This is a genomic window from Cellvibrio sp. 25HG11W-0 (assembly GCF_057815475.1).
This window is the reverse complement of the sequence record NZ_CM174230.1, coordinates 2,357,016-2,371,469: the sequence shown is the minus strand read 5'-3', so window position 1 is coordinate 2,371,469 and position 14,454 is coordinate 2,357,016. Positions and strand designations below refer to the sequence as shown.

Sequence of the window (14,454 nt, the reverse complement as noted above, 5' to 3'; positions counted from 1 at the left end):
TGCATTAGGTTGCTCAGAAGTGAGCAACCCAAACCACGGAATTATTTTACCCACCCCACTTAAAATTGGACGTATTCACACTCATAAATTAGTTCACGGGTTGATTTGCGTTTAATACTCCCCCTGTGAGGTGCACTGATGTTGTTTTGCATCCAAAACTGATCATGGTGCGGAAATGGGCAAAGGCCTTTTTTCTCCTACCCTTGTTTGTGCCTCGTAAACATTTTTCAAAGGTTCCCCAGAACTATCGACGCATACGCATGCCTTCGCTTATAACGGCGTGACCCTCAAAGACTATGCACTGCCTCAGGAAATCCCCTATGTCCACCCAACAATTGATTAGCCAAGCCCTAATATCCACCCTGACTATTGACGGAGTAAGCATCACCTTGACGCAACGCGGGGCAAGTGATCCAGTTGTCTATCAAGGCACTGGAAAAATTACCCAAGATGGTGACGGTGTGCTGAGCTTGCACATGATCCATGTGGGTACGGTGGAGCAATTGGCATCGCAAATGAAGGCCGATGCGGACGGGCTGGATGTGCTGCCGGGTACACTGGTTCCCGATCACCGGTATTTTGATATGGTGTGTATCGACACTTATGGGGGCGAATGGATTGCCGAAAAAATCAGCCTCGATAAAAGCCATTTTTTCTTTCCCACCAATAGCGTCGTTATCAAACCGGTGTTGCGCAGTGTGACCCGGCGTTATGAGGCCACATCTTCGCGCATGCACAGCGCGCTGCAATTTATCGTTCCGTATTCCGTAGAGCTTCCTTGCAATGAATTTGAATCCTATGGCAATGGCGGCAAAAGGCGTACTATTTTCAAACTCACGTTCGATGATATGGAAATAACGGTAAACAACGCGGACGAGAAATTAATTATCTCTGTGCTGACTCTACGTGCACTGCCGATCAATACTTTATCGAGCGCTGCCCTGACGGGGTTGTCCATTTTGGCGGGACGCCAGCTTTCCCCGTTAATCAAGGAAACCCGGGAAGGCCATCTATTATTGACAGAAGTGAAAGCATTGAAAAAAAAACCTGCGCATTCATTGCCTCGTTTATTTGAATCGACATTTCCCTTGAATTATGACGATGCCTCGGCATTTCTGAATAGCTATATCCACGCCTACTTGCAAGATCCTGAAAAAATCGCAGAGATTTACGGTTACTGGCACAAAATATTTATCGCGAAAGGTGCAAGCCAGGAATTGTGGGCGCTCGCATTAACAACCTCAATTGAAGGTGTCATCAAACACTATTTTTCAGCGCTTTTAAAACACGATACCGCATACGAGAGAAAATTGGATGATGCGCTTACCGTAATTCAGGCATCGACCATTGATGCTGAGGTGATTGAAAAATTGCAAAGCAGTTTGTCGAATTTCAAACGCAAGAATATCGCCGCAGGATTGGCCGCGTACGTGGAGGATAAGCCGCTCTTTAGCCACTGGCCGGGGCATTGGTCAAAACTGCGCAACCAGTCAGCACATGCGGATGCATTGGAGGAATCCCCTGAAAAAATTCAAATTTACTATGATAGAGCATTCACGTGCCTTGCCATTTTTTACCATTTACTCGCTTCCACCATTGGCTATACCGGAAAGCTGACGGCGTACGGCACACCCGGTTGGCCGGAGCTACCGCCGACACCGGAAGCCGGTGATGCAATAGACGAACTTGCTGAGACTTGATCACATGGCAACAATTCCCAATTCACTCATGAGTACAGTTGCTTCGGTATTAGCAGTTCATTATGCGAGTCATTCCAAAGTCAATCTTGCTTTTTATGGACGCAGGCGCACCTAGTGATCCACCCGACGGTAATATGGAAATGAAATGTATCGCCTGGCTAAAGCGATACAACGAGGATGAGAACTTAAATCCACTGCGGGTATTAGGTCTTGTCATCCAAAAATTAATGGGTGCGAACCCTGAGATGGATGAACGCATCCGTATGGCACAGGAACGCATCACTGAATGTCTTGCGAAAAATCGGTTGGGTCATCAACTAAATGGTTTGTTACCGTAGCGGGCGCCACGCTGGCCACCAAAACGCTGGCGGATTTTTTCATTTCACCATGACTCCAGCCCGGCACTTCGCTGGACTACGCCAAGACTAGATACAGCAGGTTTATCAATAACTTAGGCGAGTTCATCATATGCCAGTGCTTTCTGAAACTTGACCCGACTTTCTCTTTGCTGGCCCCTAGAAGGCTCCTAGGAACTGGGGGTTTCCGATGAGTCATCGTGGCAAAATCAAGCTCACCAAGTCCGCTGTCGATGCGGCACAACCACAGGCGTAGGCCGTCGAACTCTGGGACAAGCTGGTGCCCGGCTTTCTTGTGCAAGATTACCCCGTCGGGCCGCAAGGTGTTCATGCTCCAATATCAGACAAACGCCGGCGAGCGCCGCAAGCCCGCCTTGGGTCAACACGGGGAACTGACCGTAGAACAAGCCCGCTCGCTAGTGCAGGAATGGCTGACTCAAGTACGCCGGGGCGGTAAGCCCGGCGTCATGTCCAAGCCTATAAGCGAGGAGGCTTACGGAGCTGGAGCCGTGCGCTCAAAGTGGCGGGGGCAACGCATGTGGGGACGCACGGTATCCGCCATCGCTCGGCGACCAACATTGCAAATCGGGCATCCCGGTCAAGGTCGGCAAGGCCCTGACGGCTCACAAGACTTTGGTGATTTTCATGCGCTACGTCCATACCGGGGACAAGCCGGTGCGGGAAGCCGCCGAGCTGGTGGCAAATCGGCGCAAGACAATCACGGGGGCACGCCGTACTGAAGGAGTGAAGGCATGATCCGGTGAGAGGTCTCCGTTCCGTCGCTAGCAGCACATTCGACGCTGCTAGCGACAGCAAGGCGACCAAGCTGATAGCGAACCAACGCAAGTCGGTCGTCAGCGCGCAAAGAGTCGAAAAATTAGGCCGTCAAGTCAAGTGTTCGCTTTGCGCGCTGCCAGTTTTGCCTCAAGCAGACGATAGGCTCTCTTCTCATCGAGCATAAGCAGGTTCGGCTCGTTCTGTAAAAGGTCAGCCAGCACCGGCGTCACAACATCGAACAGCGCTGGCAGCAGCGCCTCGCCGATTGCTCGCGGCTCTGCAAGGTCCTCCAGTAGTCCCGACATTTCGCCGTGAGCGAGCTTGTTGCGGCCTTCTCGGTAGACCTTGTGGACTGCGACATCCACCGTGAGCACGCCCTCGGGCACGATCTCACCCTCAGGTTTGAGCGCAGTCTCGGCGAAGCTTGTCATATCGCTCGCCTTGCCACCTGCGCCCGACAGCCCGTCGGCGGCACAGCCATAGTTGACCACTGCCATGAAATCGGAAGCCTCGCGACGAGCTTCACCGACCCAGTACAGGGCATTCGCCCAGCGCTCGACGAGATGCAGCGCATGTCCGCTTCGTCGTCCATCGACGTAGTGCTGCAAGATACACCCGGCGGCATCCAGAAAGGATTGTTCGCCCGCCATCTTGGCGGCCAGTGCACCGGGGCGTCCACCAATGCCAGGCATCTGTAAGCTCGATCCACGCAATATCCTTCCGTCTAGCGTGGTCGCGAACCGGTCCTCTGCAAAAAGATGCTGCCTGCCGGCTTTGGTAAAGCGTCGCGCATCCTCGACATGGAACCTTAGTCCGATTGCGTCAATCGCAAGTCCCACCACCACCGACGCTTTGAAATGGGACCGCGCATGCTCATGCCCTTCCATCCGAATGGTCGCTACCCAGCTATAGTGGCGTAGCGTGCGCAGAACATCCAACGCATACGATGCACGGCGGCCACTCTCGGCGACAGTTGATCGAGCGGTCAACTCCTCCAGGTCCAGTTCACGGGCCTCGACCTGGTGGATGAGCTCGCGAACCTCCGAGTCCTTGACAAAGGAATCGAGCCATTCCGCTCTTGGCAGGAATCGCACTGGTCCCACGGCAAATGCTGGCACGGCCTGATCCGAGTGAAACAGATGGCAAGGGATATGCCGGTCAACATCGGGACTTGCGCTGGCGGCAAGCTGCTGCAGGCGCGCTTGGTAGTCGTCGACGAGCGCAGCGTAAAAATCGTCACCGAGCACCACGTCCTGCGCATTCTGACCGTCCGGTACTTCTGGAAGGCGCGATTGGCAGTCGCGAAGCGTGTCCCCGATCGCCTGGAACGAGAGCTTCATGAAGGCCTCCCGGTCAATTGTCTGGCGCAAGGCTTCGAGTGATTTCCAGCTTTGCTGTGCCAGCATGTGAGCTGCGTCCACGCCGACTTGGGTGACCGGATACTGACCACCTTGGGACACCGAAATGGCAAGCGGAACCAAGGGGTTTGCGCTAAGGGCTTGCCATTCAGCAAAGGGCATCGCCTTCGCCTTGATCACGTCCTCGATAATCGTCTCCATGAGCGCTCTAGCGGGCGTCTCTTTTGTACCACCCGAGCTTCCAAATTTGTTCTCTCTTGCCATTTCCCCTCCTACTTAGCCCAATATGGGGCTGGCGCTACACACAATCAGCTTCATTGATCCGCGGGTCATGGCCACATATAAGTGCTGTGCGCTCATGCCCTCCGTATTCAGCACTACCGCCACTTCCGCCTCCAGCCCCTTGAGCAGCAGCGTGCTGCCGACTGCACGCTTGGGTAACGGGCGGCCCAACAACCGGTTCTCTTCGCGCACACGCCTGGCCGCCTCCGCAAGCGGGACATTTCCTGTCGAAGCTCCTCGCAGCGCCTTGAGTACGCCATAAAGAATGGCGGGCCGATGCACGCGCACATTCGGCATTTCGCGCAGCTCCGACAACAGTGTTGCGGTTGCGGCAATGGACGGGGCGCGCTGGAACGCCAAGGCACAGCTCTCCGCTGCGGACGGCGGATTCCTCGCGGTTCCTCGGGTCAATGACTCCAGACGCCGTGTCAGCTCTGCGACACCCACATTGGTCATGACACTTTGCGCCAGCGCGAGCAACTGGCCCAATGCCCCTGCAGACGCAACATCGAAACTATTGCCGAAGGCGATGAGATCTTGTAAGTCGACTGCCTCAACGGTCGAGGCCCCTGGCGTCTGGCTTGCGAAGCTCTGCTGGCTCGAACGGCTACGGCTGTCGGCGATGATCAGCACACGCCCGTCGGCCGTGGGCGGCAGTGTCCGTGCGGCAGCTAGTCGCTGCGGGTGGTCGTTGGGTGGAACGGTCTGAACCCACGTCACATGTGCTGGTGGTCCGGTGCGAACATCCACCGACTGACAAGCCACCAACAGGCGCCTGGCCTCCAGAAGCCACTGTCCGAGTGCTTCCGCACCAGCATTGCGCCACCGCCACGGCGTGGCCAGTTCCGCCACGACCGGAAAATGCGCGCACACTTGCTGCTCCCAGTTGGCCAGGTCGTTACCACCGAAGCCGAAGATGCCCTGCATCGGATCACCAAGCACGCAGGTCGGCAAAATCAAAGAGAGAAAGTAGACGAGATAGTGCTGAGGCACCGAACAGTCCTGATACTCGTCAACGATAAGGTGCGCATAGGACGCTTTCAGGACCTCGCTGACGTGTCCGGCCTGCAACAGCTTCCATGCGAATTCGCGGATCGCCGGGTAGTCTCGCGCTGGCGTGGCAAGCCGCAGGATGTCCGGGTCGTGACCGCTGCGACCCGGAAAGCTCGCAATCAACCGAATGGCCCAGCCGTCGATGGTGCTCAATCGATAGGCACTGTGCGGCACACCGGCACGGTCCAGCCGGCCACGAAGTGCTGCCACGCCAGCATTCGTGTGCGTGAGCACGAGGATAGGTTTGCTACCTCGGTGAGCAGCCAGAGCGTGAGCGATCAACTGCGTCTTGCCGCAACCGGCAGGTGCTGTAACGGTGCCGCGGGCAATCGCGCGCAGGTCGATTTCAGCGGGGGCCATGGGCAGCCCACGCAGATACCTGGTCCACCAGTGCTTTGAAGCCTGGATCGCATAGCGGCAAGTCCGGCGCCACGATGGTCCTTGCTACGTCCTCCATCCAAGAGATGGACTTGAACCAACCGGCCTTGCGGATGCGCGCTGCCTGCCCGAGCATGGCTCGGGTTGGTACTGACAGCGCTTGTGTGTTCTGGATTTCGTCCCAGACGGCCTGAACGGTCAGCATGTTGTTCGAGACCGTGCGAAGGTGTTCATGAATCAGGTCACCATGCAGGTCGTGGGCATATTTGATCAAGTGCTGACACGCCACCGGCGTGAGGCTGCCAAATAGTTCGTCCTCCAATGCGCGGCCTGCGCGGTAGGCAACGACTGCGCCACCGGCCTGCAGAAATGCCTGTTCGACGGCAGACGTGGGCTTCTTGTCGTCATCACGTACCACCATCACCCTGTAGCCTAACGACTGGAAGGCCGCTGCGCGAGCATAGGGGCGGTCCGGCTCGCCACCGCCACAATCGACCATGGCAATGCCTTGTGCTGCCAGAGACACGCCGCCGTGTTCAACCCGGTGCAGATCCAGCCCACGCAGAAGTCCGATCTCGCTGGCTCCTTCGCACACGATCACGGAGCCAGCCAGAAAGGCTTCGGGATAAAGACGGATGGTGCTTTGGGTGTCGTTGTCAGTACCCACCATGCGGGCTTCGTGACGGTGGAGATTACGGCGCAGCACGAAGAGCTGGCCGCCCGACAACTCCCTAAGCGCTACCGGCGAATGCGTAGTGAGAAACGCCTGCAGCGGGGCCGCTTCCTTCGCTCCGAGAGAGCCGAGAAACCGAGCAATGCGGTGCGGCTCAAGGCCGTACTCCAGTTCGTCCGAAAGGACGATCGACGCTTGGCTGGCAGCCCTACGCTGCAGACCAGCCACCAACAGGCGCGTGGACCCGACGCCGAGACTGCGAAGCGGGATGCCGCCCTCGTTGTGCAGGGAGATGGTCCCGCCCCCGAACGACACGGACTGAGAGTCGAGCAGTGCTCTCGCCTTCGCGCCGATGTGGACGCCTAGTTCCTGAGCGGTCGCAGCGACGATCCCCAGCGCTTCTCTCAATTGCTGCTCGGCCTGATCGCCAAAGGTGCCGCGCGCATCTCGCGCAGCCTTCACAAGTGCCGCCGAGGCATCAGCGCGCTCCTCCGAGATGCGGTTCAGGACCGAGCCTCGCTGCCAGCCCAAGTTGTAGTCAGCGAGCGCACCGATACGTGTCGGCGCTAGTGCCAGACGGTCCTTCCACGCAAGTGCCTTCACCAGACCTTGCTGGGAGGCTCGGTCGGAGATGAGAGTCCAGGATGGCTCCAGATCGCTGGCGACTGTCAGATTCAGGCAGAGAACCACTTCTGCGCCAGCTGACGGTTCGTCTTCGACGACGCCCGTGGCGGCGTGATAGCCGCGCAGAAACGCACCGAAGCTCTCCAGGGCACTCATGCTGTCATCTAACGCACCCAGCGTCAGCGTGATGCTGATGGGTGCGGTGATGTCCAGGCCGAAAAAGTCTGCGTCGGAAATCTGGACATTGCGCCTAGCGCCCAAGCACAGGTCGATCGCATCCAACACCGTGGATTTTCCGCTGTCGCCCGTGCCGATTAGACAATTGATGCCAGGCGATGGGCACCACACCAGTAGCTGGATGCCACGGAAGTTAGAGATCTCGATCTTTCTTATTCTTGCCATTGGATGCCCCTGTGATGGTGTGCGGCCAGTTCTGCTTAGAAAGCCCTAGTGCAGAAGCACATTGAGAAGTGTTCGATTCTTTGCGCCGCCTTCGGTCTTTCGCAGGACATCGTTTGAGTTCCAATGGCCGACGAACCACCGATGAAACTGGCTCAACTCATGTCTTCGGCACGTCTTTCGCTTCGTAGATCCGTCGGGCTAGAAGGCTGGCGAAGATCAGATATTGAGCGGCCTTCTCTGGGTCGAGATCATGATTTAGCGAATGAGCCTTGGGATTGCGTATGCCAAGGTAAGCACCGACTAAAATTTGCATGAAACCCTTCTGATCATTTCGGCCCGACTCCGTGTCAAGTTCGCTGAGGATCAGGTGCGGCTTCTCCAAACTCAATGCTTGCGTCGCAAGAGCCGCACCGTCGAGATCCAGGCCGGTGCGCTCTCGTACCAGATCATAGATTGCAACGATTGAGTTCAGAACGGCATCGCGGTAGTGTCCGTTCACATAGTGCTGAAAGGCATGAGCGAAGATGACCGGATGTAGCAGTTCTTCGAAACCAATGCTTGGTTGCGTACCTGCTCCGCTACGCGCATGCGTTTCTGCCCTGGACTCTACCTGGGGTAGATCACGTGCAAGGATGTCGTCATAATCGTTGACGTCTCCAAACCCAATATGCCTTCCGAGGTTTCCCATGTCTTGCTCCGGAAAACCCGCATCCGTCCAAAGTTTGCGAAGCGATTGGTAGTCTGTTTTCAAATAACCATTCACCAATTTTGCACCGGCTTTATCGTCATTCGCGAGCAAGCCCTGAGCGTCGATTGCTTTCTGGCGTATCGCACGAAACACAGCATTGACTTTCAAATACCATTCAAGCATCAAGGCTCTCCATATTTTTCATCCGAACTGCCAGAGGCATCGGCGATGCCCGGAAGGACGCTGGCAGAAGCGGATACGGCCTGTATTGCCAAGTCGGGCACCTTCTTTCGCTTTGGCCGCCTGTTCGGCGATTTTGCAGTAGTACCTGAAAGGTGCGCATTTTTACTTATGTCGCTTGGCAAGTACCGTCGACCCGGTACTTTGACAATAACGACGTGTCTCGGCTCACTCTCACCTAGTCGCCTTATGGTGCAACATTGCATCAATGATCGGATGTGTGGTGTACCTTCAAGTTTCGGCGCGGTTAGATCAAGGACAAGCAGGAACCCCAATCGAATACTCACATTCTGGTAGTCAGTAGTTTGTCCTGCGTAATGATTCGCCAGCGAATCAAATGATCCATCGTCCATTTCACGCTTGATTTCGATCACCATGCGTTCTCCCGTGGTCTTCAGGGCCACGTCGGCGCGGCCCCCGCCAAGGTTTGTGGGCTCCATTTCACCTGATGCTGATTGGGTACTTATCCAGCGGAAATAATCGTCTTGAAGTGCGCTCTCTGGTGGCAGAGTGCCATCAGATTTCTCAAATAGATAGGCGACCGATGGATCATCCTTCTTTGTAATTTCCAGACGATTTTTAAGAAATCTGGTCGTCCACAGTAGAACTGTGCTGAACAATTTGGCACCTCGAACACTATCTCTGTAGTCCGGGTGATGTTCCACCGAGGCCAAGCAATCGTCAAAGATATCGATCTCCGCCGTGCTCAATCCTTCGAGACTGAACGCATAGGCGTTCGAGACAACTTCGATTACGCGCCGCTCGGTTTCTTTACTGCAACGGGCTTGTGACAGTACGGCAGCGACCGGTGCCCAAACGGAGGCTGCCCCAGTGGGGTTTCGCTGGGCCTCTGCATCAGCGGCCATAATTCGATCAATGCCGCTCAGGATCGCATCGGCCTCGGGGACCTGCTCGTGCTCGCGGTTTTGTTTGAGCCAGCATTTCAAAAGATATGCTTGCCCTTCGCGCTGCGCGATCGAAGACACGATTCTGGGACGCAGCAAAGTCTCCAGATATCCATCTCGGCTGCGTTTCAATATCGTTCGCCCCGCGCTGTAAGCAGCCAGGACCTGACATTCGATCACAACCCTAGGCTCCCACCAGCTAATCTGCTGCAAACTGTCGGCAAGCGACGCAAGCGTTCCTGCAAGATCGTTCCAGCATGCAGCCTGTATATGCCTTGCGCCCAACCATGTTGGCGAATTTTCGTCGGCATGCCAGGCAAGGAGTTCGAAGACTGATTTCTGAATCGTCGCGCTGCGCGCTCTCAACTCAATGTTGGTCTTGTGGGCATCGAAGTCCGTTAATAATGTGAGACATTCCCCATATAGCGCTGCCTCCGGTGCCGCTTCCTTCAACGATTTAGCTTTCTTGAACCACTGCAGGGAATCCAAAAAGATGGCATTTGCCATCTCTCTCTTCGGTTCGTCGAGCGCAGCTGCGAGACCTGCCATCCCTAACTCAAAGCTAGCTTCGTAGGCTGCGTCTTCGCACTCGGAGAAGATGCGTAGCTTTTCCACCAACTCTGTTTCGCGCCAATGCGAGTGGGCGATTCCCATAATCTTGGCGGCATGACGAAGAAAATGCGGTTCGTCGGAAATTTGAATGCCCAACAAGGCATCCAGAAGGCGAAGCTGCATCCGACGATCAGACGCAGCCAGCCGGAAAGCTCCTTCAAGTGCTACAGCTCGTGCATAGCCTGTGATCGCACCGGAAACATCAACCGCTTTCTGCAAGAAAGCCATGAATACGTCATTTGCAGTACCGTCCGGCAATTGGCAAGAATTCAGCGCATCGACCATTTCTATCAACACAACATCACTTACTGCGGCTCGCACCAAACAATCGATCAGGTCTTTCCATGGATGTACATCCTTGACCAATGCGTCGCTCGCATCTCGGAGAACCGCAGACAAAATTTCGCCTGCAAAAGGGGATGCCCCCAACGCTGGTGTAGCCTCAACAATTACTTCGAATCCGCCCAGATTGTCGACGCTCGGTAGTTCCCCTTGGCTTAACAACGTATGCAGCGTAACTTCCACCGGATGCAGTTGAGCCCCCAGCGCGGTCATTACCATAAGTAGCCTCCATTTGTGGCTTCTCTGCGATGGCTTTCAGGGACGTGATCGATCATCGCTTTGGAGGTTACGCCTGCAACGAAAATCTGGAGATGGGGAAGTTCGTCACGAATGTCTTTCAACCCCGAGAGCAATTCACGAAGATCTTCTGGCGCAATTTCCTGCGCAGCGGGCGAATCGATCATGATCAACCCAGGGTGTCGTCCGACGCCCCTTCGTTCACCGACCTGAATCATGGCGAGCACTGTGGCGACCTTCAGCCTCAGGCGCTCACCTTTCGTCACTTTGCTGAACGATGTCTCGGCGCCACCCTTCGTCAGAATCAGATTCGCATTTCCACGCAGTTGAGCCTTCGACAAGCTGTGCATGCCAAAGCGCTGGGCGAAGTGAAGAAGACTGGCGGAGACCTCGCTTAGGAACTCGTCGCGAACGGCCTTGGACCGTGTTTCCGTCTCGCTGACAATGGCTTTGAGCACGGCTGCTTCATCATCCGTAACATCATCGCTACCAGGATCAAAGCCTGCTTCTTCAAGGCGACCTTCAAGTACCGCGATCTCGTTGACAAGTAGCTTTCGAGCGTCGAACGACCCAAGCTGAAGTGTCAACGCTTCACTCTTGGTCTGGATGCTCTCTAGATCCGTTTGCAAGGTCTGGAGACTTTCATCGGCCAAATTACGATTCTTTTGAGCTTTGTCGAGTGCCGCTTTTGACGCTTTGACGCTCGCCTCAAGCTCTTTCCTCAGAACATCCGCGTCCTCGCTGCTCGAAATATTCTCTCCACACACAGAGCATGAATGGCTAGTCGCCTCTTTTTTCTTCCGCGCCTGATCGATTTCATGATCACAACGTGGGCAGCAACTCGGGTCGAGCAAACGAAAGACTGAACCCGCCGCCGTCGAATCTTGGTGGGCCTGTAATTCACGGCGATCTTGCAAATAGGCAGCGCTTGCCTGCTGCTCTGCGAGCGTCTCTCGATCAAACCGTTCTTGCATTGCCTTCTCTCGACGTTTGGTTTCTGAGTACCTGCTGCTAAGCACAGATAGCTCAGTTTGGATTGCCTCATCCGACGGTTGCAAATTCAATGCTTCTCGTTTCTCTGCGAGCGTTGCTTCGATCTCCTTGACGCGGGCTTGCTTGGCACGTGTACCCTGATTGCGACGGCGAGCCTCCAGCTCATTTCCGGACTCGACGAGTTTCAGTGCCGCTGCTGCTGTGGCCAGCGTAGAAACCCATGGAACGCCGAGGTACATTTGCATTAAACGCGCTTGAGTTCCTGTCGTGGCGGGCAGATCACCGAGCACTACATCATAGTTTGTGCCGATGAACATCGCGCCTGACAATGCAGGCCAGCCATGAACGACTGCATGGCCGGTCTTTTCTTCGGAGTCACTTTCACGCCATGTCGCAAGCCCCTCCATGGAGAACGCCCGCAGAAAGAAGTCCGACATGACCATCTCGAACTGCTTATCACTATTGAAGGACGCGAGTACCGTAGGGTTTGCTGTTGCCGATGACCGTCGGCTTAGCGCGCCAGAAGCTCCGCTTTGACAATCGAGTTGCACCTCATGCTCAAGTCCATCAAGATCGAATCGCAAGCAAGCGTTGTGTATCCAGCTCTTGACGTCATCTTGAAGATTCGGAGATGGCTTGCCGCGCATCAGCCATCGCACGACTTCGATGATCGACGACTTCCCGCGCAGGTTGCGATCCGTCATCATTCCCCATAGTCCTTCATTCAGGTCTGGCCATTCAAAGGTGTAGAGTCCGTCGTCCTCAACGCCTTGCTTAGTTCCACCGAAAGCAATACTTAAAAGCTTCATCCTGCGTGGCGCTGGTAGCACCGGGGTTGGCACGATATGCCGTGCGGTCAAAACTGACTCCACGCGACTCGTATCGACCTTGGCTCGGCTTGCGATGGCGTCAAGCCATTCCATGCTCTCTTTTGCCATATCTTCCCCTTCAGACGGTTTGTTTGAGTTGATTTAGTCTTCGTTGTACATCCGTACCAATCGGAGGAATGATCCCGCCAAGTTGGGTTTGAGCATACGTCGCCTGCTCGTACTGCTTATCCTTCAGAGCACCACCGCCTCGTGTGCCAGCGATTTCCGCAACCAAGGCCGCCCGTTGGGCATACCATTCAAGAATTGGCTCCTGTACGACAGCGTTCGAGCAGACCTCTACTCCGCGAACCGTCAAGATGAAATCGGTTTCATGGACCTTCACCTTTCCTTTGATGCCCGTAATACGGACTAAGTCACGTGATCGAAGCAAGGAAAGCGCATCGTCGAGTCGTTCATAGGCACCAAACAGATAGCGGATCATTGGAATACGTCGCAAGTCAGGTTCATCGCTTTCGAAGATTGCTTCCGCAGCTTGACGATAGTCCTCGTTGCCCATTGCTTCGTAGCAGTCCAACAGTTCGCTAGCCAGATAGTCTGGGTTACGCATCCAGAAGTCGAAGGCATGCAATCGTGCCTCGCCTTTGAAAATCTTGGCAACTGTCGGATCGTTTGGGTCTACCAAGGGCATGCCACCGGCGTTCAGAATGAAAAGTATTCGGATTGCATCACGGTGAGGTGTCCGAGCATTCATGTGTTCCCCTTTTTTCTGAGTATCAGTTGAATCTTCGCGAACAGGCGATGAAGCAGATACTCTCCAGACAAGCCGGTTTCTGCTCCAGCATCCACACTCAAGAATGTTGGAAAATCGGTAAACTCGCAGGTAATGGAGATATTGGAATCAGCTCCACGTATATGGACATCCTGAGGTTCAACCTTTGCGGAAGCGTTGTTAAAAAAGATTTCAAGTGCTTCAAGGATAGTGGATTTACCAATATCATTTTTCCGGGCGAAGGTCGTGACATTGTCAAATCGAGTGGTAATCGGATACTGATAACAGCGAAAATTCTGAGGGGTTATGGCAACAAGTTTCATATAAATCCTTGGGTTATAGCTAGAATTCCGTATGGGAGCCTATTGGCGCGTCATATAGTTACAGTTAAGTGCCCAAATAGACAAGAGTCAATGACACTGCATTACGTAAGTCTGCCATCAATAGCCTAAACCAAGAGGTGGATATGCCGGTTCTTGTGTTCCCAAGGAGATGGTATTTCGCATCAATGTCTCAGATGACGCTAACCGATTAAATTGCTTCTGATTAATACCTAGAAGATAATCGGGGGACGGGGCGACTGACCAGATGAGATTGAGCGCTCCCCAGCCTGTGTCAACAGGTAGCTGCGCAAGGCGGCTCTAAGCTCTTCTGCTAGTGGTGTCTGGATGCTTTTATAAAAGGCCCCATCAGGGCCTTTTTTATTGAGTAAAAAATGAGAATGTGTTGCAATTTAAGTAGTCTGGCAGGGAGGGGGTTGTTCAAGACAAGCGCACACATGAAGGAGCCAACCGTTGCCCACCAACCTAAAAGGCCAACAAATGTCGACCTTTAATAGGTTGGTCGGAGCCGCCTGTGGGACGATACTCCAAACCAAGCGGACGACCATCTTACGTTGTGGGCAAAGGCGCCCGAGTTCGATAGTTAGAAAAAAGTCCGACCTACTCTTTATCGGATTCCTCCGAATATCCTGCTCACTGGCTAGGGGGTTTTACAACCCGACATTGATGCCCCCTTTCGGGTTCCGGTCCGCACCAACGCGTCCAGTTTACTAATTAATCAATTCTAAACCAACAATTGATATTGGCAGGCTGGCACTTTTTACCTTTAAACTAACGTGCGGCATACCCGAAAACCGCCTTTCAATGCCTATCGAAGATCAAGTGTCCTTGAATTAACATAGCTGAAACCTCGACCTGAGCAGAGTCCAGGTTTTATGCGGCACCGCTATCTGT

At 54.5% G+C, this 14,454-nt stretch carries 11 protein-coding genes; 3 read left to right on the top strand and 8 right to left on the bottom strand.

Going from position 1 to position 14,454, the window contains the following annotated elements:
- Nucleotides 1-320 precede the first annotated feature (320 nt).
- The 3 genes from AC0KUT_RS09915 (at nt 321) to AC0KUT_RS09905 (ending at nt 2,796) form a co-directional block, all read left to right on the top strand.
- Nucleotides 321-1,700 (top strand): hypothetical protein, encoded by a 1,380-nt coding sequence (locus AC0KUT_RS09915; RefSeq protein WP_488835532.1) that lies wholly within the window; start codon nt 321-323, stop codon nt 1,698-1,700.
- A gap of 62 nt (nt 1,701-1,762) precedes the next feature.
- Nucleotides 1,763-2,038, top strand: a complete 276-nt coding sequence (locus AC0KUT_RS09910; RefSeq protein WP_488835531.1) for a hypothetical protein — start codon at nt 1,763-1,765, stop codon at nt 2,036-2,038.
- 251 nt (nt 2,039-2,289) lie between these two features.
- Nucleotides 2,290-2,796, top strand: a complete 507-nt coding sequence (locus AC0KUT_RS09905; RefSeq protein WP_488835704.1) for an Arm DNA-binding domain-containing protein — start codon at nt 2,290-2,292, stop codon at nt 2,794-2,796.
- Between the two features lie 150 nt (nt 2,797-2,946).
- On the opposite strand, the gene AC0KUT_RS09900 is transcribed toward AC0KUT_RS09905, so the two are convergent.
- From AC0KUT_RS09900 to AC0KUT_RS09865, 8 genes are all read right to left on the bottom strand, one after another.
- Complete coding sequence (locus AC0KUT_RS09900) at nt 2,947-4,392, bottom strand: hypothetical protein (protein WP_488835529.1); 1,446 nt, start codon at nt 4,390-4,392, stop codon at nt 2,947-2,949.
- A gap of 75 nt (nt 4,393-4,467) precedes the next feature.
- Nucleotides 4,468-5,886, bottom strand: coding sequence for a UvrD-helicase domain-containing protein (locus AC0KUT_RS09895; RefSeq protein ID WP_488835528.1), 1,419 nt, complete (start codon nt 5,884-5,886; stop codon nt 4,468-4,470).
- Complete coding sequence (locus AC0KUT_RS09890; protein WP_488835526.1) at nt 5,873-7,603, bottom strand: ATP-dependent nuclease; 1,731 nt, start codon at nt 7,601-7,603, stop codon at nt 5,873-5,875. Before AC0KUT_RS09890 ends, AC0KUT_RS09895 begins: the two co-directional genes overlap by 14 nt.
- 157 nt (nt 7,604-7,760) lie before the next feature.
- Nucleotides 7,761-8,474: a TIGR02391 family protein gene (locus tag AC0KUT_RS09885; RefSeq protein WP_488835702.1), complete on the bottom strand. Its 714-nt coding sequence runs from the start codon at nt 8,472-8,474 to the stop codon at nt 7,761-7,763.
- Nucleotides 8,474-10,609 (bottom strand): hypothetical protein, encoded by a 2,136-nt coding sequence (locus AC0KUT_RS09880; RefSeq protein WP_488835525.1) that lies wholly within the window; start codon nt 10,607-10,609, stop codon nt 8,474-8,476. Before AC0KUT_RS09880 ends, AC0KUT_RS09885 begins: the two co-directional genes overlap by 1 nt.
- On the bottom strand, nt 10,603-12,558 hold the full coding sequence (locus AC0KUT_RS09875; RefSeq protein WP_488835523.1) for a hypothetical protein: 1,956 nt from the start codon (nt 12,556-12,558) through the stop codon (nt 10,603-10,605). Before AC0KUT_RS09875 ends, AC0KUT_RS09880 begins: the two co-directional genes overlap by 7 nt.
- Nucleotides 12,559-12,568: 10 nt before the next feature.
- Nucleotides 12,569-13,201, bottom strand: a complete 633-nt coding sequence (locus AC0KUT_RS09870) for a hypothetical protein (RefSeq protein ID WP_488835522.1) — start codon at nt 13,199-13,201, stop codon at nt 12,569-12,571.
- On the bottom strand, nt 13,198-13,542 hold the full coding sequence (locus AC0KUT_RS09865) for an AAA family ATPase (protein ID WP_488835521.1): 345 nt from the start codon (nt 13,540-13,542) through the stop codon (nt 13,198-13,200). The genes AC0KUT_RS09870 and AC0KUT_RS09865 overlap by 4 nt, the downstream gene beginning before the upstream one ends.
- Nucleotides 13,543-14,454: the final 912 nt, after the last annotated feature.